We start from the raw sequence: 23753 nt of genomic DNA on the forward strand, positions 1-23753 counted from the left end.
ACCTGCGCCCGATTTGTCACATCTGGCCGGTGATATCACCCCAGGTGTCACCTATTTCACATCTGGTGATCGTGCGGACTTTCCGTGACGAGCCTACCGGGACGGGATTCGACCGCGAGGGCCGCCCCCCGGGCGGAGGCCGGAGAACCGGCTCCGGGAGGCGGGGCGGCCTGGTGGTCAGGAGATCGGCCGTGGGCGGATCATCGGCTCGCCCTTGGCCAGCTCGACCGGGTGGGCCGCGGCAGTCGGGTCGGCCGCGGGGACCGTCGGCGGGTGCTCAGGGCGGGGCGGCGCGGCGGCGGCCTCGGTGCGGGTGTCCCGGTGCGGCAGCAGGGCGATCACCGCGTCCCGCAGCGGCGCCGGGGCCTCGTCGTCCAGTGGGTCGACGGTGGCGGGCACCTGGAGCCGGACGGGGGCGCCGTTGCCGATCCGGGCGTAGCCGCGGCCGATCGGGGCGTGGGCGGCGGGGGCGATGTCCAGTGGCGCGCCGAGCGCGTCGTGCGCCTCGTCGCGGCCGGCCGGGCCGAGCACCACCCGGGCCCGGGTGGTGGCGCGGACGGTGGCGGTGATCCGGTCCCGGGCGTCGAGGTCGTCGGCGACCACCACGGTGACCCGGGCGGCCCGGCCGTGCCGCAGCGGGAGCTCCAGCAGGTCCTGCGGGTCGGGCCGGCCCTCGGCCCGGGCGAGCTCGCTCAGCTCGGTCGGGTGGTCCAGCAGCAGCCACAGCGGCCGGGTGACGTCCTCGGGCGGGGCGCTGCCCGCGTGCCGGGCGGCGTTGAGCGCGGCCAGCCGGCGCTCGGTCTCACCGACGGCCCAGTCCAGGGCGGCGAGCGCGCCGTGCAGGCTGGTCTCCACGGTGTGCACGCCGGGCCGGTTCACCAGGCAGGCGTGCTCGCCGGTGCCCGCACCGTCGACCACCACCAGGTCGGCGTACGGGAGGGCCTGGAGCGCGACCGAGCGCAGCAGGCTGGAGGTGCCGTAGCCGGCGACGCCGAGCACCAGCAGGTGCGGCTCGGAGGAGCGCGGGCCGGTGCGCCAGACCACCGGCGGCTGCTGGACGGTGGCACCGCCGCGGGTGACAGGGATGGTCCGGGCGGTGCCGTCCTCGTCGGTGAAGCCCAGCACGATCTCGCCGGGCGCGGCCACGAAGCGCTGGGCGGCGATGTCGGCCGGGAGCGGGGCGAGCGCGACGATCCGCAGCCGGTTGGACTCCTCGTCCCAGTCGAAGCGGTACTCGCGGGCCCGGCCGGCCTTCCCCTGGACCACCTGCTCGATCCGGGCCCGGGCGGTCGGCTCGGTGTCGGTGAAGTAGGCCGGGTAGCTCATGTCCAGCCGGGCGAGCCGGCCCTCGCGGTCGAACTCCCACGCGCTGAAGGCGTTCTTGTGGCTGCCCGTGAAGTGGTACAGCGGGTTGGCGTCCTCGGGGCCGCACAGGTACGGGGTGAGTGCCGCGTAGAGGGCCGCGAGCTTGACGTCGGCGATGTCCGGTGCGGGCGGTGCGGGCGCCGCCTTGGGGGGCCGGCCGGCCCAGGCGGCGCTGGCCATCAGGGCGATCAGGGCGAACAGCAGGCCGTGCGGCAGCAGGTAGACGCCGATCAGCAGGGCGGCGGTCAGGAACAGCGTCGGGCCGCGGCGATCCTTCGGGGTGTCCTGCCAGCGCGCCTTGGCCCAGTCGACGTGGTGGCGCAGGCCGCGGCCGATGACGGAGAGCGGGGCGAACATGTCGGAGGCGTGGTCCCCGGCGGTCCGGGCGATCGCGCGGCCCTTGCTGAAGTTGCGGTGGAGCGGCATTCCTTGACTCCCCGGGCGGTGGGACGGGTGGGGTGGCGCGGGTGCGGAACGACGGGGCCCGGGGCGGTGGGACCCGCGCCCGGGCCGGTACGGGGGAGGACGGGGCTAGAACTTGATGCCGCTGAGCAGGCTGGCGAGGCTGGCGCCGCCCGCGGTGATGCTCGGCGCGATCGAGGAGCCGGCGATGTAGAAGCCGAGGAGGGAGCAGACGATGGCGTGGGAGACCTTTAGTCCGTCCCTGCGGAAGAAGAGAAAGGCGATGGTGCCGAACAGGACGATGCCGGAAATCGAGAGGATCACGTTCCGCTCCTCAGGAAGGGGGACAAGCGGGGGTGTTACGGAAAGTGCACTAATCGTGACAAAAAGTAATAGATGATGGAACGGCGCAAATGGGTGGTTCTGCCGTTCAATACCGTTCCGGCGGCCGGGCCGCGGTATGCGGACCGGCCGGGGTGGGGGCCGGGCGTCGCGGGGATTCGGTGTGCCGAGACATTCCCGGGCGGCGGGCGGGAAGTTTCCGGGGGGTCCGGGAAGTTCGCTCGAATGGCTGCGCAACGCGCGCGGCCGCGTGTCGTGGCGGTCGCGGGCCGTCATCCGGATTCCGGACGCCCGCTGGTCCGCTCCGGCACCGGCCGTTACCGTGCCCTGGGCGCAGTCCCGAACCGTCCGACGATCCGACCGGAAAGGCCGCCGCCATGACCGACGCCGCCAGCCGACAGCCCGCCGACGCCCCCGACGCCGAGGTGATCGCGCTCGCCGGGAAGCTCTTCGACGCCGCCAGGGCCGGGGAGACCGACACGCTGTCCGCCTACCTGGGCGCCGGCGCCCCGGCCGACCTGACCAACGGCCGCGGCGACACCCTGCTCATGCTGGCCGCCTACCACGGCCACGCCGCCACCGTGGCGGAGCTGCTCCGGCACGGCGCCGACCCGAACCGTGCCAACGACCACGGCCAGACCCCGCTGGCCGGCGCCGTCTTCAAGGGCGCCACGGACGTGCTCGACGTCCTGCTGGCCGGCGGCGCCGACCCGCGGGCCGGCTCCCCGAGCGCCGTGGACACCGCGCGGATGTTCGGCAAGGACGACCTGGTCGCCCGGTTCGAGGTCGGCTGAGCGGGGACCGTAGGCTCTTCGACCATGAGCACCAGCACCACCCAGGACATCGGCACCGTCGAGTTCCGCATCACCGGCTACGCCCACCCCGACGCCCAGGCCCTGTCGGCGGAGGTGCAGCAGGAGTACGTGCGCCGCTACGGCGACCCGGACGAGACCGTCATGCACCCCGAGGACTTCGAGGCGCCGGCCGGACTGTTCATGATCGCCTACCTGGACGGCCGCCCGGTCGCCTGTGGCGGCTGGCGGGCCAAGCAGGCCGGCCCGGACGACCTGCGCGACGGTGACGCCGAGGTCAAGCGGATGTTCGTGATCCCCGAGGCCCGCGGCCGCGGCCTGGCCCGCGCGGTGCTGCGCCGCCTGGAGCGGACCGCGGTCGAGGCCGGGCGGGGCCGCTTCGTCCTGGAGACCGGCACCGAGCAGCCCGAGGCCGTCGCGCTCTACCAGTCCGAGGGCTACGCCGCGATCCGGAAGTTCGGCATCTACAAGGACCACCCGCAGAGCATCTGCCTCGGCAAGGAGCTGACTCCGGCGGTCTGAGCCCCCGCCGCGCGGGGAAGGCTTCCCTCGGCCCGGGGCGAGGAGGGGACGGATGAGTCGGCGAGCACCTGGACCCGGGGCGCCCGGAGCGGACCGGCTCCCCGGCCTGGCCGCGCCCGGCGGGGAGCTGGACCGGCTGGTCGCAGACGGCGTCCGCACCGTCGGGGCGGGTGCCGTCTGGGCGGTCGGCGATGCCGGCGGCACGCTCGGCGGGGGTGCCCACGGCGTGCTCGGGCAGGGCCCGTACGCGCGGCTGCGACCCGGGCCGGACACGCTGTACGACCTCGCCAGCCTCACCAAGGTCGTCGCGCTCTGGCCCTGCGCCGGGGTGCTGTGGCAGTCCGGCCGGCTCCCGCTGGACGAACCGCTCGGCCGCTGGTGGTCGCCGGCCGCCGGGCGCCCCGCCGGGGCCGTGACGGCCCGTCAACTCCTCGCCCACACAGCGGGGATGCTCCCGTACACCCGCTTCGAGCAGCTCTACGGGCGGGAGTCCGCGGCGATCCGGGCCGGGGTCCTCGCCGCGCCGCTGCGCCGGACGCCGGGCACGGTCGTCGAGTACACCGACCGGGCCGCCGTCCTGCTCGCCCACCTGGTGGAGGATCTCGGCGGCGCGCCGCTGGACGAGCTCGCCGCGTGCCTGGTCTGGGCGCCGCTCGGCATGGCCGACACCCGTTACGGTCCGCTCGACGCGGCGCTCGCCGTTCGTACCGCGCCCACCGAGTACGAGGAGGCGGCCGGCACCCACCTGTGCGGCGTCGTCCACGACCCCTCCGCCCGGCTGCTCGGCGGGGTCTCCGGCAACGCCGGGGCCTTCTCCACCGCCCGCGACCTCGCCCGCTTCCTCACCGCGGTGCTCGCCCCGCCGCCCGGGCTCCGCTGGGGCGGGGCGTGGATCGACGAGTCGCTGCGCGAGCAGACCGGCGGCCTGCTCCCCGCCCGCGGCCTGTCCTGGCTGTACGCCCCCGGCACCGACCCGGCCGAGGGCACCTTCGTCCACTACGGCTTCACCGGCACCGGCTTCTGGGTCTCCCGGCGGCTCGGCCGCTGGGCCCTGCTGCTCACCAACAAGGTGCACTACGACCGTGCCATCGAGCGGCTCACCGAACTGCGCAACGCCTTCCGGCGGGCCGTGTTCGGCTGACGCGCGTCCGAGGCAAGCCGGCGGCACTCATTCGGGTGGATTCGGCGCGAACCGCCGTTTCGTGGAGGGGGATTGCGGAAGATTGTCCTCCGAGAGCGGCAGTCGGCGGAGGAGGCGCGATGACGGACACCTGGGAACTCTCGGAGCAGGAGTGGCTCGCCGGGCTGGTGCGCGCCTACGTCGGGTGCAGTGTGCTGCTCACCGACGAGGCGGGCAAGATCCTGCTGCTGAAGGCCAGTTACCGTGACCAGTGGCAGTTCCCCGGCGGCGGGATGGACCCGGGGGAGGGGCCTGCCGAGTGCGCGGCCCGCGAACTGTACGAGGAGACGGGGCTGTTGGCCGGTCCGCTGCGGCTGCTCGTCGTGGAGTGGCGCGACGCGATCCCCGACCAGGGCGAACACGCCCACCCCGCCGTGCAGTTCATGTTCGACGGCGGGACGGTCGCGGCCGGCGCGGTGATCCGGGCCCAGGCCGAGGAGATCGCCGACCACGGGTACTTCACCCCGGCCCAGGCGGCCGTCCTGCTGCAGCCCGGTGCGGCACGCCGGCTCACCGGGGCCCTGGAGGCCCGGCGGACCGGCGCCGCCGCGCTGCTGCACTCGCCCGGGTACGTCGGGTGAGGGCCGGTCAGAGCAGGGTGCTCCAGTAGTACCAGAACCGGTTGAGGATCAGCAGTGCGATCACCGCCGCCCACAGCACCGGCAGCGCCCAGTGGTACCGGGCCGCCTCCCGGACGGCCGCCCGCAGCCCCGGGCCCACCGGGATCACGCCCGAGCGCAGGTTGTGCAGCGTGGTGTACCAGAACAACACCACCACCGTCGCCCACACCACCATGCAGTACGGGCAGAGCGCGCCGATGTCGTACAGCGCCTGGTAGATCAGCCAGTGCGCGAACACCACGCCCACCGCGGTGCCCGCGTTCAGCCCCAGCCAGAACCAGCGCCGGTACGCGGCACCGGCGACCAGCCCCGCGCCGATCGCCGCCAGCGCGCCGAAGGCGGCCAGCCCGAGCAGCGGGTTCGGGAAGCCGAAGACCTCCGCCTGCTCGGTGCGCATCACCGAACCGCAACTGATGATCGGGTTGATGTTGCAGTTGGGGACGTAGGAGGGGTTCTCCAGGAGGCGGAGCTTGTCGAAGGTCAGGACGGCCGAGGCGGCCAGCCCGACCAGCCCGCCGAGGAACAGCAGGAAGGCGTAGGCCCGGCCGGCGGCGACCGGTGCCCGGCCGGCGTCGTCGGGGGCGGAGCGGGGCGGGTGCACGGTGGTAGCGGCGGACATGGCAGCACACTCCGATGGCTGGCTGGGAGGAGCCGGCCCGGCCGGGAGTTCGGCCGGGCCGGGTGGTGCCGTACGTGCGGGGCCGTGGCCTACTGGAGGCCGGCGGCCTGCTTCACCTGCGCGGTGAACTGCTCGGGCGAGACCGAGGCGTTGCCGGCGAACAGGTTGATCTGCTTGCCGTCGACCTTGACGGTCGGCGTGCCGGTCACCCCGCTGTCGTTGAACGCGTCGGAGACCTTGGCCGCCCACGGGGCGTAGGTCCGGTCGGTGACCGCCTTCACGAAGGCGTCCGTCTTCAGCCCCGGCACCTGGCCGGCCAGGTCCAGGATGTGGTTGACGTCGCCGAAGCCGTCCTCGCGCTCGTCCGGCTGGTTGGCGTACAGCACGTCGTGGAACGCCTTGAACTGGTCCACGCCCTCGTTCAGCGCGGCGCCGACGGCGGCCAGCGCGGTGCGCGAGCCCTTGCCGCCGAGGTTCTTGTCCAGGAAGGCCGCCAGGTGGAAGTCCACCTTGATCTGGCCGTCCTCGGTGAGCTTCTTGACGGTCTCGCCGTTCGCCGCCTCGAAGTGCTTGCAGACCGGGCAGCGGAAGTCCTCGTAGATCTCCATGGTGTGCGGGGCGTCCGCCTTGCCGTAGGTGATCACCGTGCCGTTCGGGCCGGAGGCGTTGGCGGGCACGACCAGCGGAGCCGAGGCGGCGGCGGAGGACTTGTCGTTCTTGTCCGAGGCCGAGCCGATCGCGACGGCCACGCCGCCCGCGAGGGCCAGGACGACGACGGCGGAGACCGTCACCACGATCCGCTGACGGCGCTTGGCGGCCTGCTTCTCGCGGCGCTGCGCCTCCTGGATCCGCTCACGGGCACTGACGCGCTTCTTGTTCTTGTCCTGCGACATGGGGAAGTCAACTCCTGTACGCGGCGCGCGGGTGCGCGCGGGGAGCCGCACCGGGTGCGGCTGGGTCGGTGAACGCGGGAGTCGTGCGCACTGCCTGCGGGCGTACCGGGGCCGTTCGGCCGGGTACGCGGGGATCAGCCGGGAGGGGTGATCAGCAGGCAGGCGCGAAGGCGGGCGGGCCACGCCGGGGCGCCGGGCTCAGCACCACGTCCTCGCGGCGCGGCCGGGCACGGTCCGACTCCGGCAGCGGCACCCGCAGCACCGGACGCACCGGAGCCGGGACCAGCAGGACGACCAGGGCGTGCAGCGGGGCGGCCAGCGACTGGCGCAGTGCGCACAGCGCCCGGGCCAGGCCCGACAGGGCGGCGTCGCCCATCCGCAGCCAGGCCGAGGCGGCCAGGGCGATCACCACGTGCACCAGCAGGAGCAGCAGCTGGGTCGCGGCGGGGGCCAGCTGCCCGGCGTGGCCCAGCGGGCCTGCCAGCAGTGAGCCGTCCACCGAACCGCCGCCACAGACCAGCAGGTTCACCCCGCGTGCGGGCACCTGACCGGTCAGCACCGGCGAACAGCCGGCCTGGCCCAGGTTGAACGTGGTGTTGAGCAGCAGTTCGACCGGCACCATCACGCCGGAGATGTGCAGCATCCGCCGCTCCCCGCCGGCCAGCACGGCGGCGACCAGGAAGACGACGGCACCGGCCGAGGCCACCAGCGTCAGCGGCAGCGGGCGGCCCGTGATGACGACCTGGCCCAGCGCGGCCATGGGCACGGCGAGCGCGGTGAACACCGCGGCCCGCAGGGCCCTGGTCGTGGGGGAGGAGGTCGTCACGCTCCGGAGTATGTCATGGGGTCCGCGCCCGGCACGAGGGCCCGTAGGTCCCTGGTGCGGCTGACGCGCGCTCAGTAGCCTGCGAGGTCCGCCACGAGTTCGGCCGGGGTCACCCGCCGGGTTGCCGCCCGGTCGACAGCGGCCGTCCGCGGATTAGTCTGGAAGACGTTCCCGCTGACCCGGCGAGGGGGCGAGCACGCATGGCGAGACCCGATCCCACGGTGGGGGAGGTGCTGCTGGCCCGCATCGGGGCGCAGACGGCGGAACTGGCCGGCCTGGACGACGCCGTCCGGGCGGACGAGCCGGACGCCGTGCACCGGATGCGGGTCGCCTGCCGCCGGCTGCGCAGCGCCCTGCGGACCTTCCGGCGGCTGTTCATCCCCGGTGCCACCGACGAGCTGGTCGCCGACCTGCGCTGGCTCGCCGCCGCCCTCGGCGCGGCACGGGACCGCGAGGTGCTGGCCGAGCGCCTGGCCGCCGAGGCCCGCGAGCTGCCCGCCGAGTGCGAGCCGCAGCGGGTCGCCGCCGCGCTGGAGGGCTGGGGCCGGGCCGAGTACCGCGAGGTGTGGCCCGAGGTGGTCGCCGCCCTCGACAGCCCCCGCCGCCGCGCCCTCGGCGAGGCCCTCGCCACCCTGCTCGCCGACCCGCCGCTGCGACCGCGCGCCGCCCGCAGCGCGGTCCCGGAGCTCTCCCGGATCGCCGCCCGCGAGCAGCACCGCACCGCCGAGCGCGTCCGCACCGCCCTCGCCGCCGCCCCCGCGGACCAGGCAGTCGCCCTCCACCAGGCCCGCAAGGCGGCCAAGCGCGCCCGCTACGCCGGCGAGACGGCCGCCGCGGCGATCGGCGCCCGGGCCGAGCGCTACGCCCGGCGGATGAAGGCCGTCCAGGACGTCCTGGGCGAGCACCAGGACGCGGTGGTCGCCGCCGACACGCTCGCCGCCCACGCGGCGGGCAGCGGCGAGCCGTTCGGCTACGGGGTCCTGTACGGGCGCCAGCTGGCCACCGAGGAGGCCGCCCGGCGGCGGCTGCCGGACGTCTGGCGACGGGCGGGCAAGCGCAAGCTGGCCCGGTTCGGCTAGCGCCCGGGCGGCCTGGGACCGCCCGGGCGGCGTGCCCCGGGACACGGGCGCGCCCTGCGGTGTCCTGCTCGGTCGGCACCCGGGTGCACCTGCGGGCGCGGCGGCGCTTGGGGCTACCGGGGGTCGAGCCCGGCCGAGCGGGCCGCCTCGCGCAGCAGGTCGCGGAGCATCGTGGTGGTCAGCCGACCGGTGTTCGTGTTGCGGGGGCTCACGTGGTAGCAGCCGTACATCCGCAGCTCCGGGCCGCCGTCGCGGGCCGGGAAGGTGGCCAGGGCGGCGTGGCCGAAGGCGGGGCGGGGCCGCGGGACCTGCCAGCCGGAGTCGGCGATCACCGGCAGCATCGCCTGCCAGGCGAAGCCGCCGAGGGCGACGACGGTGCGCACGGTGGGGCGCATCAGCTCCAGCTCCCGGCTGATCCAGGGCCGGCAGGTGTCGCGTTCCGCGGTGCTGGGCCTGTTGTCCGGCGGGGCGCAGCGGACCGGGTCGGTGATCCGGACGCCGGACAGCTCCAGCCCGTCGCCGTGGCGGACGGACACGGCGCGGTTGGCGAACCCGAGCTCGTACAGGGCGGCGTAGAGCAGGTCGCCGGAGGGGTCGCCGGTGAAGATCCGGCCGGTGCGGTTGGCGCCGTGGGCGGCGGGGGCGAGGCCGACCAGGACGAGCGGGGCGTCCGGCGGGCCGAAGCCGGGGATGGGGCGGGCCCAGTAGTCCCAGTCCTGGTAGGCGCGGCGTTTGGTGCGGGCGGTCTCCTCGCGCCACTGGACCAGGCGCGGACAGGCCCGGCAGCCCGTGACGACGCGGTCCAGCGCGGCGAGCGTGCCGGCCCGGGCGGCCGCCTCGGCGGGGTGCCGGGGGTCGTCCGGGTCGTCGGCGGGGGAGGAGGGCGCGGCCACGGTCGGCATGGTCGAGATCCTAGGGGCTTCCGGGCGTTCGTTCCGGCGTCGGCCGGGCAGGCGTAGCGTGGAATCAGTTGCTCCGGCGGTCCCCGGCCGGTCCGGGTCGGGGCCGGCCGGACGCGCCGGTGTGCGCGCAGGCCGCAAGGAGGCCGCGATGATCGTCGATGCGGTGCTGGGCGCCCTCGCGGGGCTCGCCGGGCTGGGGGCGATCTGGGCGAGCATGAGCATCAGGGTCGTCCAGCAGTTCCAGAAGGGCGTGGTGTTCCGCTTCGGGAAGGTGCGCGACGAGGTGCGCGCTCCCGGGCTGGTGGCGCTGATGCCGATCGCGGACCGGCTGCGCAGGGTGAACGTGCAGATCGTGACGATGCCGATTCCGGCGCAGGAGGGCATCACGCGGGACAACGTGACCGTGCGGGTGGACGCGGTGGTCTACTTCCGGGTGGTGGACCCGGTGAAGGCCACCGTCAACGTGCAGGACTACAACTTCGCGATCTCCCAGGTCGCGCAGACCTCGCTGCGCTCGATCATCGGCAAGAGCGAGCTGGACGACCTGCTGGCCAACCGGGAACCGATCAACCAGGGGCTGGAGTTGATGATCGACAGTCCGGCGCTGGGCTGGGGCATCGAGATCGACCGGGTGGAGATCAAGGACGTCGCGCTGCCGGAGTCGATGAAGCGCTCGATCGCCCGGCAGGCGGAGGCCGAGCGGGAGCGGCGGGCCCGGATCATCACCGCGGACGGCGAGTACCAGGCCTCGGAGCGGCTGTCGGAGGCCGCGGCGGTGATGAGCGCGACCCCGGCCGCGCTCCAACTCCGGCTGTTGCAGACCGTGGTGGAGGTGGCCGCGGAGAAGAACTCGACGCTGGTGCTGCCGTTCCCGGTGGAGCTGCTGCGCTTCCTCGACAGCGCGACGGAGGTCCAGCAGCGGAACCTGCTCACGGCCGCCGCGGCCGCGGCCGGGGCGAAGGCCGCGGAGGAGGCGGTGGAGAGCGGCGAGGTCCCGGAGGAGGAGCTCGAACCGGACCAGCCCCGGCACGAACTCCCGCCGCTGGAGGAGGTGCTGGAGCGCTCGCCGCTGAACCGTACGGAGTCGCCGGACGGTCGGATCGAGCCGGACGAGGCCACCGGGCCGGGCGGAGGGGGCTGAGCCCACCGCCCGGGCGGGACGGGCCGGACGGCCCCGGTGGCGTCGGCCATCCACCCGGACCACGATGGACGAGAGAAGGGAAGCCAGGTCAGGAGGCGGACCATGACCAAAGCCAGCGACATCATGCACCCGGGCGCGGAGTGCATCCGCGAGCACGAGACGCTCGCGGCCGCCGCCCGGATCATGCGGGAACGCCATGTGGGCGCCCTGCCCATCTGCGGGCCGGGCGACAAGCTGTCGGGGATCTTGACCGACCGGGACATCGTGCTGCGCTGCGTCGCCGAGGGCCGCGACCCGGCGTCGGTGACGGCGGGCGAACTGGCGCAGGGGCGGCCGATGACGGTGGAAGCGGACGAGGACTGTGACCAGGTGCTGCGGGTGATGGAGCAGTACCAGGTGCGTCGGCTGCCGGTGATCAACCATCCGGAGCACAAGCTGGTCGGCATGATCAGCGAGGCGGACATCGCGCGCGGTCTGCCGCAGGCACGGGTCGCCGAGTTCGTGGCGGCGGTCTGCGCGGAGGAGGCGCCCGCGGGGGCCGCCCAGGGCTGACCGCCCGGGGCGACCGCCCGGGGGCTGACGCCGTCGTGCGCACGTGGGCCGTGGCCCCGCCCCCCGCCGGGGTGGAGCCACGGCCGCTTGGTCGTGCCGGTCAGGCGGCCGGGGCGGCGGGGCCGTGCGCCTCGAGGGAGAGTTCGGCCCACTCGGCCCAGCCGGCCAGCCGGTCGGCGTAGACCTGCTGGAGCATCGGTCGGCCCTGGGCGCCGAAGAACACCCGCAGCGGCGGCCGCTCGGCGTCGACGAGCCGGAGCAGGGCCCGGCCCGCCGCGGCCGGGTCGCCGACGTCGAGTGAGGCGGCGTGGGCGGCGAAGGCCGCGCGCAGCCCGTCGTAGTGCGGGTCGGCCTCGGCGCGTACGGCGGAGGCGACCGCGTCGGTGGCGTAGCTGCCCGGCTCGACCACGGTCACCTTGACGCCGAACCCGGCGACCTCCTGGGCGAGCGCCTCGCTCAGGCCCTCCAGGGCCCACTTGGAGGCGCAGTACCCGCCGCCGAGCGGGAACGCGGCGACGCCGGCGACCGAGGAGATCTGGACGATGTGCCCGGAGCCCTGGGCGCGCAGCAGGGGAAGTGCGGCCTGGACGACCCGCAGCGGGCCGAACAGGTTGGTGTCCAGCTGGTCGCGCAGCTGCTCCTCGGAGAGTTCCTCGGCGGCGCCGGACAGGCCGTATCCGGCGTTGTTCACGAGGACGTCGAGCCGGCCGAAGTGCCGGTGGGCCCGCTGGACGGCGCGGTGGACGGCGTCCCGGTCGGCGACGTCCAGCGGGAGCGGGAGCACCGCGTCCCCGTGGGCGGCGATCAGGTCGCCGAGCCGCCCGGTGTCGCGGGCGGTCGCGGCCACCTTGTCGCCGCGGGACAGGGCCGCCTCGACGAAGGCGCGGCCGAGGCCGCGGGAGGAACCGGTGACGAACCAGACCTTGCTCATGTGTGCGCTCCACTGTGTCCGATGACGGGGTCCGATGACCTGGCGGCATCAGGACACCGGCGGGCACGGCGGTGTGACACCCGGGTGGTGGCCGGGTCACCCCAGGGCGTAGACGGCGGTGGCGTGGGCGGCCGGGTCTGCGGTGTCCTCGGTGCTTGCGGCGCCCTCGGGGGTGAGGGTGATGTCGAGGAAGGCGATCCGGCGGCCGAGCTTGGTGATCCGGGCGTGCACCAGGACGTCCTGGGCGAATACGGCCCGCTGGAAGGTGGTGGACTGCTGGACGGTGGTCATCGGGCCGAAGCCGCCGCGGGCGGCCGAGAGGGCGATCACGCAGGCCGTGTCGGCGGCGGCCATCAGCGCCTGGCCGGACAGCGCGCCGCCCTGGCGGGCGAGCCGGTCGGACCAGGGCAGCCGCAGTACGGCGTGGCGCTCGCCGGTCTCGACGGTCGACAGCCCCAGGTCCCGCACCCAGGGGGCGAAGTGCTCGGTCAACAGCTTGTCCGCGTCGGCGGTGGTGAGGGTCATCGCGCCATTGTGCGCGGGGAGTAGACGTTCCGTCAGGAGGGCGGTGCGGCAAGGGTGTCGAGGTGTCGGCGCAGTACCGCGCGCAGTTCGTCCGGGCCGACCAGGTCGGGGTGTTGGACGGCCTGGAGGGCGAGGCCGTCCAGCAGGGCGGAGAGCCGGCGGGTCTCGAGGTCGAGGTCGAGGCCGGGGGCCAGGCCGCCGGCGCGTGCGGACTCGGCGAGGACGCGGCGGACCAGCTCGTCGAGTCCGGACTGCAGTTCGGCGGCACGGGGCCGCAGGCCGGGCCGGGTGCGGGCGGCGGTGACGAAGGAGAGCCAGAGCGCGGACTCCTCCCGGCGCTCGGCGTCCAGCGGGAGGGTTTCGGCGAGCAGGCGGACGGTCCGCTCGCGCCGGTCGGTCCCGGCGGCGGCAGGGTCGAGCAGGGCGGCGGCGTGGACGCGGATGCGGGCCTCGATCCGGTGGGCCAGCTCGCCCATCGCGAAGATCATCAGCTCCGAGCTGCCGGCGAAGTAGTGCCGCACCGAGCCGACGGCCAGTCCGGCCTCCTCGGCGACGTTGCGCAGTGAGGCGTGTTCCAGTCCTTCGCGGGCCGCGACGCGCAGGACGGCGTCGGCGACGGCCTGGCGGCGTTCGGCGGGGTCGACGATCTTCGGCATGTTGCCGTTATAGCACGGGCGAGCTAAATTGCTGATTTAGCACGGTCGAGCTACAAAACTTGGGGGAGCGGGAATGAACGGCTGGGTGCACGTGGGGCTGATCGCCGCCGTGGTCGTGGTGGTGGTGATCCGGCGGCTGCGCGGCGAACCGCTCAACGCCCGGGACCTCTTCGCGCCGCCGGTGGTGCTCACCGGCCTTGGCGTGTGGGCGCTCGCGCAACGGCACGGCCTCGGTGCGGCCGACTACGGCTGGATCGTGGCGGGCGCCGCGCTCGGCGTCGCGCTGGGGGCGGTGCGCGGCGCGACCGTCCGGGTCTACGAGCGCGAGGGCGTGCTGTGGCAGCGCTACACCGGGTGGACCTTCCTCGTTGCGGCGCTCTCGCTCGCCGTGATGGCCGGCTTCGCCGCGCTCGCCGCGCACTTCGGCCTGGCTGCGGACGCCCGGCCGGTCCAACTGTCGATCGGCGTGGGCTTCCTCGGGGAGGCCCTGGCGGTCGGCCTGCGGGGGCTCTCCTCGGGGATCCCGTTCGCACCGGAGGGGCGGGGCTCGAGCCCGCTGGATCGACTCCGTCGGTAACTTCAGTTGTCGTGACCGAGCTTGGAAACTATAGTTGTCGATATGACCGCTGTGGAGATCACCCATGAGGAACGGGCCGAACTGGCCAAGGCCCTTCTCGATGCCCTTGACCCCCTCGCCGCCGCCGTGCGCGCCCGCACGACCGGCCTGCCCGCGGAGCGGATGTGGAACGCCGAGCCGGTCGAGGTGGCCCTCTCCGTGCTGTCCGCCTGGAAGCTGGTGGACACCGAGGTCAAACGGCTCGCCGCGGGCGCGGCCGCCACCGCGGGGTCCTACGGCGCCAGCTACGAGCGACTCGGCGCCGCCTGGGGTATCACCCGACAGGGAGCCCGGAAGAAGTGGCCGGAGGCCGTCAGTCGCCCGGTCGCGAAGTCTGACTCGCTCGAACTCTTCGGCGGTACTGCGGAGTTGGTCGAGGCGGTCGGCGGTTGGCGCTGGACGGCCACCGGCGCCGACGGCGCCACCGGCGAGGCGGCCGACGAGCACCGGACCCGGGAGGAGGCCGCGGCGCACGCCGGGGCCTTCCTCGCCGCGCACGCGCGTTAGCGGCGCAGCTCCCGGGCGATCAGCTCCGCCAGGTGCAGGGCCTGCCGCCCGTCGGCGAGTTGGGCGATCTGGGTGCGGCAGCTGAAGCCGTCCGCCAGCACCACCGTCGCCGGACCGGCCGCGCGGACCTCGGGTAGCAGCACCCGCTCCGCGATCGCCACGGACACCTCGAAGTGCCCTTGCTCGAAGCCGAAGTTGCCGGCCAGACCGCAGCAACCGGCCTCCAGCACCCGGTTGTTCAGCCCGAGCCTGGCCTCCACCCGGCGGTCGGCGGCGCTGCCGAGCACCGCGTGCTGGTGGCAGTGGGTCTGGGTGAGGGCGTCCAGCCGGATTCGGGGGAGCGGGGCGTCGGGGGCGTACTCGTCGAGGAACTCGGCGAAGGTGCGGGTGCGGTCGGCGAGCGGGCGGCCCTCGGTGCCGAGCAGTCGGGGCAGGTCCTCGCGCAGGGTCGCGGTACAGCTCGGGTCCAGGCCGACCACGGGGGTGTCGGCCGGGAGCCCGGCTCCGTCCAGCGTCCGCAGGCTGCGCCGCAACACCCGTCGGGCAGTGCCGAGTTGGCCGGTGGAGTGCCAGGTGAGCCCGCAGCAGACCGGGCCCGAGGGCAGCCGGACGTCGAAGCCCAGGTGCTCCAGCACCTCGACGGCCGAGCGCGGCACGTTCGGCTGGAGGTGCTCGGAGAAGGTGTCCGGCCACAGCAGTACCGGCCGGGCGCCCGCCGGGGCCGGGTGTTCGGCGCGGTGCCGCCGGTACCAGGCGGTGAAGGTCTCCGGTGGGAAGACCGGCAGCACCCGGCGCCGGTCGATCCCGCCGAGCCGCTTGAGCAGCGCGCCGGCCCGGGAGCGGGCGAGCGTGTTGGCGGCCCCGGGCGCGAGAGCGACGGCCCGCAGCCAGAGCGGCAGCCAGCCCATCGAGTAGTGCGCGAGCGGACGCGGCCGGTGCCGGTAGTGCTGGTACAGGAACTCGGACTTGTACGTCGCCATGTCGACGTGCACCGGGCAGTCGCTCGCGCAGCCCTTGCAGCTCAGACAGAGGTCCAGCGCCTCGCGGACCTCCTGCGAGCGCCACCCGTCCGCGACCGCTGCCCCGGCCTGGCGGCCGGGAGGCGCCCCCATCCCCCGCAGCATCTCGGCGAGCAGCCGGGCCCGCCCCCGGGTGGAGTGCCGCTCCTCGCCGGTGGCCAGGTAGCTCGGGCACATCACCCCGCTGCCCGGGGCCACGCACTTGGCCACGCCCACGCAGCGGTGCACCGCCTTGACCAGGCTGCCGCCGTCCTGCTCGTACGGGAGCGCCAGCGGCAGCGTGCGGCGCGGGGCGGTGACGAAGCGCAGGTCCGCGTCGAGTGGGCGGGGATCGACCAGGGCGCCCGGGTTGAGCAGGTTCTCCGGGTCCCAGATCCGCTTGAACTCACCGAACAGGCCGATGACTTCGGGCGGGTACATGCGCGGAAGCAGCTCCGCCCTGGCCTGCCCGTCGCCGTGCTCGCCGGAGAGCGAACCGCCGTACGAGACCGCCAGATCGGCCGCCTGCTCCAGGAACTCCCGGAAGACCAGCACTCCTTGGGGCTCGTCCAGCGGGAAGTCGATCCGCAGGTGCACGCAGCCGTCGCCGAAGTGCCCGTACGGGACACCGCGCAGGCTGTGCCGGCGCAGCAGGGCGCGCAGGTCCCGGAGGTAGTCGCCGAGCCGCTCGGGAGGGACGGCGGAGTCCTCCCAGCCGGGCCAGGCCTCGCCGCCTCCGGGTAGCCGGGTGACGATCCCCGCGCCGGCCTCCCGGACGGCCCACAGCTGGCGCTGCTCGGCCGGGTCGGTGACCAGCGCGACGGTGGCCGATCGTTCGCGGCGCACCTCGTCGGCGAGTCGGCGGGCGGCCTGGTAGGCGGCCAGCGGGGTGTCGCCGCCGGTCTCCAGGAACAGCCAGCACTCGCCGGCGGGCAGCCGGTCCAGCGCGGGCGGCCGGGGCCCGGCGGCGAGCAGCGCGGCGATCAGGTCGGCCGCCATGCCCTCGGCGGTCAGCGGGCCGTGGGGCAGCAGCGCCGGGACGGCGTCGGCGGCGGCGCCCTCGTCGGGGTAGCCGGCCACCACCAGGGCCCGCGCGGGCGGGTCCTCGACCAGTCGGACGGTGGCGCCGAGCAGCAGCGCGCAGGTGCCCTCGGTGCCGGTGAGCGCCCGGGCCAGGTCGTGGCCGTGCTCGGGCAGCAGCGCGTCCAGCGGGTAGCCGGAGGTGCGGCGGGGCAGCTGCGGCATGCCCTGCCGGATGACGGCGAGGTTGCGGTCGGTGAACTCCTGTAGCTCGGCGTGGAGTCGACCGACCCTTCCGGGCCGCGCGGCGAGCGCGGCACGCTCCCGGGAGGTGAGCCGACCGCCGACGGTCAGCTCGGTGCCGTCCGCGAGCAGCAGCTCCAGCCGCCCGACGTTGTCGGCGGTGCGCCCCCAGGCGAGCGAGTGCGAGCCGCAGGAGTCGTTGCCGATCATGCCGCCGATGGTGCAGCGGCTGTGCGTGGAAGGGTCGGGGCCGAAGCGCAGCCCGTACGGTCTGGCGGCGCGCTGGAGGTCGTCCAGCACGGTGCCGGGCTGGACGCGCGCGGTGCGGGCCTGCGGGTCGAGCTCCAGCACCGCGCCGAGGTGGCGGCGGAAGTCCAGCACCACCGCGCCCGGGCCGATCGCCTGCCCGCCGATGCTGGTCCCGGCCCCGCGCGCCACCACCGGCACCCCGTGCTCGCGGCACAGCGCCAGTGCCGTGCGCACGTCGTCGAGGTCGGCGGGTTTGACCACGCCCAGCGGCAACTGCCGGTAGTTGGAGGCGTCCTGGCTGTAGACGGTGCGCTCGGCGGCGCCGAAGCGGACCTCGCCGCGCAGCACGGCGGCCAGCTCACGGGCCAGCGCGGCCCCGGGTACGGCGGACGGACGGCTCACCAGGGACCTCCCGGGCGGGTGCGGCGACGGCTCCGCCGATGATCGCAGGCACCCGGCCGGACCGGTACCGGGCACGACGGGGGTACCGCCGACGGGGTGTCATGTGGCACCCTCGGCGGTCATGATCGACGAATCCGTGCCCGTTGACCCGGCCGGCCCCGAGGCCTACCTCGCCCGCCTCCCGATCGGCGAGCCGCTGCCCTTCCCGACGGACGGCGCGCCGTCCTGGGAGATCTTCCCGTACGAGGGCGAGCTGACCGTCCGGGAACTGCGCGCGCCCGAGCTGCCGGAGCCGCCCCGCAACGGCGAGGACGGCCCGCAGAGCTGCCCGGACTGCGCCCGCCCCGACGCCGACTTCCTGTGGACCGACGAGCACTGGCGGCTCGGCACCACCGACGAGCCGAACGGTCTGCCCGCCACTCTGCTCCTCTGGCCGCGCGCCCACCACGACCTGCTGGACCTGCCGGCCGAACTGTCCGCGCGGCTGGGCCCGATGCTGCAGCGGGTGGAGCGGGCGGTACGGTCGCTCGGCGGCGTCGGCCGGGTCCACGTGAACCGCTGGGGCGACGGCTCGGCGCACCTGCACCTGTGGCTGCTCGCCCGCCCCGAGGGGGTGGCCCAGCTGCGCGGCTCGACCCTGCCCCTGTGGATGGACGTGCTGCCGCCGCAGCCCGCCGGGGTGAGGGCCGAGCGGGCCCGCCGGATCGCGGCGGCGATGGCCGCCGAGGGCGGCACCGCGCACGCCCGCTGAGCTACTTCCGTCCGGTGAGCGTGCCGCGCGCGATGTGGGAGAGCTTGGCCACCTCGAACGCCGGGTAGGCGCCGCCCGCCAGCAGCGAGAACTTGATCCCCTCGCGGCCGCCGGGCCGGCGGTGGCCGGGCGGCTGGAAGCGCCGGTGGTGCTCGGCGGCGCGGTGGAAGAACTGCGGCCGCTCGGCGCGGGGGACGCAGCCGGCCAGGTCGAAGACGAACAGGTAGTGCCGGATCATCCGGACGAACAGCGCGTCGCGCACCGCGTACAGGTGCGGCTGGTCCTCCAGCAGGGCGAAGCTGCGCTCGTACTGCTCGAACACGTCGAAGACGCTGCTTCCGGGCCCGCCCGCCGGGTGGACGGTCTCCCGGCGGCGCAGCTGGACGCACTCGCGCGCCAGCACGGCGGCGCTCCGGGCGCCGAGCAGCGCCGCGTGCGCCACCGGGACCTCCTCGTAGCGGCCGGGCGGGAAGGCCAGGCCCAGCTCGGCCCAGTGGCCGCGGCGGACCAGCCGGTCCCAGATCAGCGGCGGCGCGCCGAACAGCTCGGGCCGGTCGAAGGGCGCGAACGGCTCGGGGCCGGCCTCGGCGAGCAGCGCCTCGGCCCCGCCCGGCCAGTCCCGGTCCTGGTGGCGGCGGGAGTGGCCGAACAGCAGCACGTCCACCGGCCCGGTCTGCCGGAGCCGGTCGGCGAGCGTCCGCAGGGCGTCCCGGGGCAGCAGGTGGTCGGCGTCCAGGAACAGCAGGTACTCGCCGGCCGCCCGCGCCGCCCCCGCGTTCCGGCTCGCCCCGACCCCGACCGCCGCGTTCAGGTGCAGCACCGACACGTGCGGGTGCCGGGCGGCGTACGCGTCGGCGAGCCCACCCGCGGTCTCGGGGGAGCGGTCGGCGACCACGATCACCTCGAGGTCGGCCAGGGACTGGGCGAGCAGCGAGTCCAGGCAGTCGGCGAGCTGTCCGTGCTGGTCGTAGGCGGGGACCACGACGCTGATCAGGGGCGAGGGCATGACGCCGGAGCGTAAGTGGGCCTGCGGACCGTGGCAAAGCCCTGACGGTCCGTAATTCCGAGCAATCGGTGGCAAATCGTACGAGCGTGCGCCATATCTTCACGCCGCCTGCCGGACGCGTCCACGCCCGTCCCGACCTGCGGCGATGTGCGCCGGGGCCCGCGACGCGAGGTGCGTCGCGGGCCCCGGTGGGCCGAACGGGTCCGGCTTAGTACCAGTGGTGGGCCTGCCAGAACGACCAGGCGGCGCAGGGGCTGCCGTAGCGGGTGTTCATGTAGTCCAGGCCCCACTTGATCTGGGTGGCCGGGTTGGTGCGCCAGTCGGCGCCCGCGGAGGCCATCTTGGAGCCGGGCAGGGCCTGGACCAGACCGTACGCGCCGGAGGAGGCGTTGACCGCGAGGGGGTTCCAGCTGCTCTCGCGGAACACGATGTTGCTGAAGCACTGGAGCTGGCCGGCCGGGACGATCTGCGCGGCGATCTGCTGCGGGGTGCCGGAGTAGGTGGCCGGCGCGCTGTCGAGGTTCTGGCGCTCCTGGGAGCGGGAGGCGGCGGCCTCGGCGTCGGCCTTGGCCTTCGCGTCGGCCTGGGCCTGAGCCTGAGCCTGGGCCTCGGCCTGCGCCTGGGCCGCGGCGTCCGCCTTGGCCTTGGCCTGGGCCTCCTGGGCGGCCTGGGCGGCCTGTGCGTCGGCGGCAGCGGTGTCGGCCTGGCCCAGCTCGGTGACCGGCCGGCCGTCCGCCGACACGGCGGCCACCGGGGCGGCCGCGGTGGCGTTCCCGGCCTGCGGGATGGCGAGGGCCGCGGTGGCGGCGCTCGCGACCACGAGGGTGGCGACACCGGTGATCAGGGAGTTGCGGCGGGCATGGCTGAGCTGGCTGAGCTGCATCGGGCGGACGATCCTTCTCCGTCGGGGCCGTGCCGGTGGGCACCGGGGGGCGGGGCATCGCGCGGGCTCCGGCTGAGCGGGGCCCGCTGCGGCCGCCCTGGACGGACGGCCGTGGCGCCCCGGCCGGAGAGGCGGGGGCGAGCGGGCGGCGCGGCGGCGGAGCTGAGGCTGCGCTGCCTGGCGACGGGCCATTCTTGGCAGGGCCGAGGACGGGTGGCAAAGGGGTTCTCTACTACGCCCGATCGTGGCCGCGCAGCCTGCGCGGCGAGGATCGGCGGTTTGTTTGTGCTTATTTGCCCGAATTGCCCATCCGGGAGAAGAGTCCCGGAGGCGGTGAAGGATCGCAGTGTCGACACCGACCGTGGCCTGTGTTCTTCAGGCGGAGCGCGGTCGTGGACGGTCCGCCCGGGGCGCCTCGACGGAGTCGGGGCGGCGGCTCCGCGGCGCGGGTCCACTATCGGGGATCGTGGATGGCGATCCCCCTGTGGGCGGGCTCACACGTTCGCCCACCTGATGTCGGCGCAGCGTGAGCGGAGGGTCACGGCCTCAGGGGGTCGCGTACGGATTGCCCGGGACGGGCGGCCCGGTGGGGGCGGGGACGTCGGGGGCGGAGGCGCCGGGGGTCGGCCTCTCCCGCTCCTCCTGCGGTGCGGTCGGGACGAGGTCGCGGGCCAGCAGAGTGGCGCCGGCGACGGCCCCCGGCATGGCGAGCACCGTGACCAGTGGCACCAGGAAGGCCAGGATCAGCGGCGTGCCGAAACCCAGCGCCAGCCCGAGCCGGGCGCGCAGCAGCCGGATTCGCTCGGGCTGCGGCACCCGGCGCCGCTGCAGGGCGACGGCCGTCAGCTCGACGGTCATGAAGAAGCCGGACACCAGGAAGCCGAGCGCCGGGACCACCGTCTGCCCGACCACCGGGATGAACCCGCAGGCGAACAGCACCACACCGAACGCGGCCACCCGCACCAGCACGTACAGGCTGTCGCGCACCGCGGTCAGCAGCTCGCGCCAGAGCGCGGTGTCCGGTGCGGCGGGCGCGTCGCCCTCGGTCTCGTCGACCTCGGCGCAGAGCGCCTCGTAGAAGGGCTGCCCGACCACCAGGGTGACCGCGGTGAAGGTGAGCAGGGAGAGCAGCAGTCCGCCGCCGAAGACGATCGCCGCGAGCGCGTCGCGCAGCAGTTCCCGCCAGGGTGAGCCCCAGTGGTCGGCGAACGGGGTGGCCCAGTCCGCGAGGTCCTTGGCCCAGGCGCCGAGGAAGGCGAGCGCGATGACGTAGCCGACCAGTGTGAGCAGGGCCGGCAGCATCCCGAAGCCCCACCAGCGGCCGTGCCGACCCACCCATTTCTGGCCCGCGACCAGGTACTTCATCCCCGCCACAAGATCTCGCATGGGCGATCACCCTAGGGCCTCCCGGCCCGGAACCTCGCATTGCCGTGTTCCTGCCAGTTCCGACCGGCAAGGGCACCCCCCTCCTGTAGCGCCGCCCGCCGGGCCACTCTCGGTCTTCCCCCACCTGCAAGGAGGAGTCCGATGAAGCGTCAACTCGGCAGGCTGATGAGCCTGTTGGTCGGTCTGGTGCTCGGCGTCGGCACACTCGTGCTGCCCGCCGCCGCCTCGCCCGCGCCGTCGCCGAGCGTGGTCGGCGGCACGCGGGCGGCGCAGGGCGAGTTCCCGTTCATGGTGCGGCTCTCGATGGGCTGCGGCGGCGCGCTCTACACCTCGCAGATCGTGCTCACCGCCGCCCACTGCGTCGACGGCACCGGCGCCAACAGCAGCATCACCGTCACCGCGGGAGCGGTCGACCTGCGCAGCGGCACCGCGATCAAGGTCCGTTCCTCGTACGTCTACCAGTCGCCGTCCTTCACCGGCGCCGAGAACGGCAACGACTGGGCGCTGATCAAGCTGGCCTCGCCGATCAGCGGCAGCCTGGTCAGCACCCTGCCGATCGCCACCTCCACCGCCTACGACAACGGCACCTTCACCATCATGGGCTGGGGCGCCGCGAGCGAGGGCGGCGCCCAGCAGCGGTACCTGCTCAAGGCCACCGTGCCGTTCGTCGACGACGCCACCTGCGCCGGCGCCTACCCGGGCCTGAACAAGGCCGGCTCGCTCTGCGCGGGCTACGTCTCCCAGGGCGGCGTCGACACCTGCCAGGGCGACTCGGGCGGCCCGATGGTCCGCCAGGACGCGGCGGGCCGCTGGATCCAGGTCGGCATCGTCAGCTGGGGCAACGGCTGCGCCCGCGCGGGCTACCCGGGCGTCTACTCCCAGGTGAGCACGTACGCGGCGGCCATCGCCTCGGCGGCGGCCGGCCTCTGAGCCGACCCGCAGGGGCCGCCGGACCGGTCCGGCGGGGCCGGCCACCACTCCCGCAGGTGGTGGCCGGCCCCGCTACCGTGCGTCCGGGCGCCGGCGCGGCATCCGGGCTTTCACCGGCGGCGGCGTCCGGGCCGGGGGCGCGGAGCTCGGCTTTCACCGGCGCAGCCACTCCCCGGCGCGCCGCTGCTCGCGGGCGATGCGGCCGGTGGTGTTCGGGGGCAGTCGGGAGAGCAGAGCGGCCGCGGCGTCGGGGTGACCGGCGAGGGCACGGGCGCCGGCGAGGCGGGCGGTGATCAGGGCGTGGTCGCGCGGGCGGGCGGCCCGGTCGAGTAGTCGCAGGGCCGCCTCCAGCCGGTCCGCCGCGGCGTGGGCGTGGGCGGTGCGGCCGGTGTGGAGGGCGAGTCCCGTTGGCAGGTGCCATGGGCGACGGCCAGGACCAGCTCGGCGCGCTCCGTCCAGGGCGTCGGCGCGCCGGAGCGCAGTGCGGCGCCGGTCAGTCGTCGGGCGTCCGCCAGGGTCCGGCGGACCTGCGGCGCCTGTCCGGCCAGTGCGTGGGCGTGGGCCTGGACGACGGCGGCCCAGGCGCGCAGCTCCGGCAGGGGAGGGGCGGTGCTCCGGGCGGCCTCCGCCAGGGTGAGCGCGGTGGCCGCGTCCCCGTGCCACCAGTACAGGGTGCTCTGCCGGGCGAGCAGGGCGGCCGTGGTGGCCCGGTCGTCGCTCGTGCGGGCCCACTCCAGCCCGGTGGTGTACCAGCCGAGCGCGTGGGCGTGGCGGTCTCCCTCGAAGTGGGCCCAGCCGGCCAGCTCGGCGTACTGGGCGGCGAGCGAATGGTCGGCGGTGGGGCTCTCGCGCGGGCCGGTGCGTGGCCGGCCGGCGAGGGTGCGGGCGTGGTGCTCCAGGACGGCGGCCAGCTCCTCGCCGCCGATCCGGTCGACGGCGGCGCGGTAGACGGCGAGCAGTTGGGCGAGCACCTCGACGGTGGCGGCGTCGGGTGGGGCGGTGTCGGCGGCGAGCGGTTTCCGGGCGGCGGCGGCGAGTTCGCCGAGGCGTCGGCGTTCCCGTTGGAGGGCCTGCCACAGCTGCGCCAGCTCGCCGTCGGCGAGGAGGAGTTCGTCGGCCCGGTCGGGCATCCCCGGCGGCGGCCAGCGGCGGGCGTTCTCCACCCGGCTGATCAGCGAGTCGTGGTAGCCGAGCAGCCGGCCGAGCTCGGCCTGGCTGAGGCCGCGGGCTTCGCGCCAGTGGCGCAGCCGACGGCCGAAGCGCAGGCGTGCGGACTCGGGTTCCGCGCGGGGTGGTGGCGGGGAGGGCGGCGTGGGGGCGGGCGGGATCGGCACGGGGTCTCCCGGTGAGGGTCGGGAAGTGCTCGTGGGGGAGCGCTGGCCCAGATATCCCCCT

At 75.0% G+C, this 23753-nt stretch carries 25 protein-coding genes; 11 read left to right on the forward strand and 14 right to left on the reverse strand.

What is annotated here, in order from left to right; genetic code table 11:
* Nucleotides 1–177 precede the first annotated feature (177 nt).
* Nucleotides 178–1791: an nSTAND1 domain-containing NTPase gene (locus ACZ5OX_RS11885; RefSeq protein ID WP_465629764.1), complete on the reverse strand. Its 1614-nt coding sequence runs from the start codon at nt 1789–1791 to the stop codon at nt 178–180.
* 105 nt (nt 1792–1896) lie between these two features.
* Complete coding sequence (locus ACZ5OX_RS11890; protein ID WP_392879911.1) at nt 1897–2091, reverse strand: hypothetical protein; 195 nt, start codon at nt 2089–2091, stop codon at nt 1897–1899.
* Nucleotides 2092–2486: 395 nt separating this feature from the next.
* Here ACZ5OX_RS11890 and ACZ5OX_RS11895 point away from each other — a divergent pair, with 395 nt between their 5' ends.
* From ACZ5OX_RS11895 to ACZ5OX_RS11910, 4 genes are all read left to right on the forward strand, one after another.
* Nucleotides 2487–2903, forward strand: coding sequence for an ankyrin repeat domain-containing protein (locus ACZ5OX_RS11895; protein ID WP_465629765.1), 417 nt, complete (start codon nt 2487–2489; stop codon nt 2901–2903).
* A 24-nt stretch (nt 2904–2927) separates the two neighbouring features.
* Nucleotides 2928–3443, forward strand: coding sequence for a GNAT family N-acetyltransferase (locus tag ACZ5OX_RS11900; RefSeq protein WP_449792895.1), 516 nt, complete (start codon nt 2928–2930; stop codon nt 3441–3443).
* Nucleotides 3444–3495: 52 nt separating this feature from the next.
* On the forward strand, nt 3496–4584 hold the full coding sequence (locus ACZ5OX_RS11905) for a serine hydrolase domain-containing protein (protein ID WP_465629766.1): 1089 nt from the start codon (nt 3496–3498) through the stop codon (nt 4582–4584).
* Nucleotides 4585–4703: 119 nt separating this feature from the next.
* Nucleotides 4704–5204, forward strand: coding sequence for an NUDIX domain-containing protein (locus ACZ5OX_RS11910; protein ID WP_465629767.1), 501 nt, complete (start codon nt 4704–4706; stop codon nt 5202–5204).
* A gap of 7 nt (nt 5205–5211) precedes the next feature.
* Here the strand turns inward: ACZ5OX_RS11910 and ACZ5OX_RS11915 are convergent, their stop codons facing one another.
* The 3 genes from ACZ5OX_RS11915 to ACZ5OX_RS11925 all read right to left on the reverse strand — a co-directional run bounded on the left by ACZ5OX_RS11915 (nt 5212) and on the right by ACZ5OX_RS11925 (nt 7581).
* Nucleotides 5212–5862 carry a vitamin K epoxide reductase family protein gene (locus tag ACZ5OX_RS11915; protein ID WP_465629768.1) on the reverse strand — a complete coding sequence of 217 codons (651 nt, stop codon included), beginning with the start codon at nt 5860–5862 and terminating at the stop codon, nt 5212–5214.
* 89 nt (nt 5863–5951) lie between these two features.
* The gene (locus tag ACZ5OX_RS11920; RefSeq protein WP_465629769.1) at nt 5952–6755 is read right to left on the reverse strand and encodes a DsbA family protein; all 804 of its coding nucleotides are present in this window, start codon (nt 6753–6755) and stop codon (nt 5952–5954) included.
* A gap of 151 nt (nt 6756–6906) precedes the next feature.
* Nucleotides 6907–7581: a hypothetical protein gene (locus ACZ5OX_RS11925; RefSeq protein ID WP_392879896.1), complete on the reverse strand. Its 675-nt coding sequence runs from the start codon at nt 7579–7581 to the stop codon at nt 6907–6909.
* A gap of 200 nt (nt 7582–7781) precedes the next feature.
* Between ACZ5OX_RS11925 and ACZ5OX_RS11930 the strand changes: the two genes are divergently transcribed.
* Nucleotides 7782–8660: a CHAD domain-containing protein gene (locus ACZ5OX_RS11930; protein WP_465629770.1), complete on the forward strand. Its 879-nt coding sequence runs from the start codon at nt 7782–7784 to the stop codon at nt 8658–8660.
* 113 nt (nt 8661–8773) lie between these two features.
* On the opposite strand, the gene ACZ5OX_RS11935 is transcribed toward ACZ5OX_RS11930, so the two are convergent.
* On the reverse strand, nt 8774–9562 hold the full coding sequence (locus ACZ5OX_RS11935) for a uracil-DNA glycosylase (protein WP_465629771.1): 789 nt from the start codon (nt 9560–9562) through the stop codon (nt 8774–8776).
* Between the two features lie 148 nt (nt 9563–9710).
* Between ACZ5OX_RS11935 and ACZ5OX_RS11940 the strand changes: the two genes are divergently transcribed.
* Both ACZ5OX_RS11940 and ACZ5OX_RS11945 read left to right on the forward strand, forming a co-directional pair.
* A complete protein-coding gene (locus ACZ5OX_RS11940) occupies nt 9711–10703 on the forward strand; it encodes a slipin family protein (RefSeq protein ID WP_449787751.1) in 993 nt (330 codons plus the stop codon).
* Nucleotides 10704–10805: 102 nt separating this feature from the next.
* Complete coding sequence (locus tag ACZ5OX_RS11945; protein ID WP_449787750.1) at nt 10806–11255, forward strand: CBS domain-containing protein; 450 nt, start codon at nt 10806–10808, stop codon at nt 11253–11255.
* Between the two features lie 100 nt (nt 11256–11355).
* Here the strand turns inward: ACZ5OX_RS11945 and ACZ5OX_RS11950 are convergent, their stop codons facing one another.
* From ACZ5OX_RS11950 to ACZ5OX_RS11960, 3 genes are all read right to left on the reverse strand, one after another.
* Entirely contained in the window at nt 11356–12186 is an 831-nt protein-coding gene (locus ACZ5OX_RS11950; protein WP_465629772.1) for an SDR family NAD(P)-dependent oxidoreductase, read from the reverse strand.
* A gap of 96 nt (nt 12187–12282) precedes the next feature.
* Nucleotides 12283–12711, reverse strand: a complete 429-nt coding sequence (locus ACZ5OX_RS11955; RefSeq protein WP_465629773.1) for a PaaI family thioesterase — start codon at nt 12709–12711, stop codon at nt 12283–12285.
* Between the two features lie 32 nt (nt 12712–12743).
* Nucleotides 12744–13367 carry a TetR/AcrR family transcriptional regulator gene (locus ACZ5OX_RS11960; protein WP_465629774.1) on the reverse strand — a complete coding sequence of 208 codons (624 nt, stop codon included), beginning with the start codon at nt 13365–13367 and terminating at the stop codon, nt 12744–12746.
* 73 nt (nt 13368–13440) lie between these two features.
* On the opposite strand from ACZ5OX_RS11960, the gene ACZ5OX_RS11965 reads away from it, so the two are divergent.
* Both ACZ5OX_RS11965 and ACZ5OX_RS11970 read left to right on the forward strand, forming a co-directional pair.
* Nucleotides 13441–13944, forward strand: a complete 504-nt coding sequence (locus ACZ5OX_RS11965) for a DUF1453 domain-containing protein (RefSeq protein ID WP_465629775.1) — start codon at nt 13441–13443, stop codon at nt 13942–13944.
* Between the two features lie 42 nt (nt 13945–13986).
* The gene (locus ACZ5OX_RS11970; RefSeq protein WP_465629776.1) at nt 13987–14490 is read left to right on the forward strand and encodes a hypothetical protein; all 504 of its coding nucleotides are present in this window, start codon (nt 13987–13989) and stop codon (nt 14488–14490) included.
* Here the strand turns inward: ACZ5OX_RS11970 and ACZ5OX_RS11975 are convergent.
* Complete coding sequence (locus ACZ5OX_RS11975) at nt 14487–17402, reverse strand: FAD-binding and (Fe-S)-binding domain-containing protein (protein ID WP_465629777.1); 2916 nt, start codon at nt 17400–17402, stop codon at nt 14487–14489. The genes ACZ5OX_RS11970 and ACZ5OX_RS11975 overlap by 4 nt on opposite strands.
* Before the next feature lie 121 nt (nt 17403–17523).
* Between ACZ5OX_RS11975 and ACZ5OX_RS11980 the strand changes: the two genes are divergently transcribed.
* Complete coding sequence (locus tag ACZ5OX_RS11980) at nt 17524–18153, forward strand: HIT family protein (RefSeq protein WP_465629778.1); 630 nt, start codon at nt 17524–17526, stop codon at nt 18151–18153.
* A 1-nt stretch (nt 18154) separates the two neighbouring features.
* Here ACZ5OX_RS11980 and ACZ5OX_RS11985 read toward each other — a convergent pair whose 3' ends face one another.
* From ACZ5OX_RS11985 to ACZ5OX_RS11995, 3 genes are all read right to left on the reverse strand, one after another.
* Nucleotides 18155–19159, reverse strand: coding sequence for a glycosyltransferase family 2 protein (locus tag ACZ5OX_RS11985; RefSeq protein WP_465629779.1), 1005 nt, complete (start codon nt 19157–19159; stop codon nt 18155–18157).
* A 208-nt stretch (nt 19160–19367) separates the two neighbouring features.
* Entirely contained in the window at nt 19368–20042 is a 675-nt protein-coding gene (locus ACZ5OX_RS11990) for an aggregation-promoting factor C-terminal-like domain-containing protein (RefSeq protein ID WP_465629780.1), read from the reverse strand.
* A gap of 546 nt (nt 20043–20588) precedes the next feature.
* Entirely contained in the window at nt 20589–21428 is an 840-nt protein-coding gene (locus ACZ5OX_RS11995) for an EI24 domain-containing protein (protein WP_465629781.1), read from the reverse strand.
* Between the two features lie 141 nt (nt 21429–21569).
* Between ACZ5OX_RS11995 and ACZ5OX_RS12000 the strand changes: the two genes are divergently transcribed.
* The gene (locus tag ACZ5OX_RS12000; RefSeq protein WP_465629782.1) at nt 21570–22358 is read left to right on the forward strand and encodes a S1 family peptidase; all 789 of its coding nucleotides are present in this window, start codon (nt 21570–21572) and stop codon (nt 22356–22358) included.
* Nucleotides 22359–22651: 293 nt separating this feature from the next.
* On the opposite strand, the gene ACZ5OX_RS12005 is transcribed toward ACZ5OX_RS12000, so the two are convergent.
* Entirely contained in the window at nt 22652–23692 is a 1041-nt protein-coding gene (locus ACZ5OX_RS12005; RefSeq protein WP_465629783.1) for a helix-turn-helix domain-containing protein, read from the reverse strand.
* Between the last annotated feature and the right edge of the window lie 61 nt (nt 23693–23753).

The organism is Kitasatospora sp. NPDC032121 (assembly GCF_055580145.1).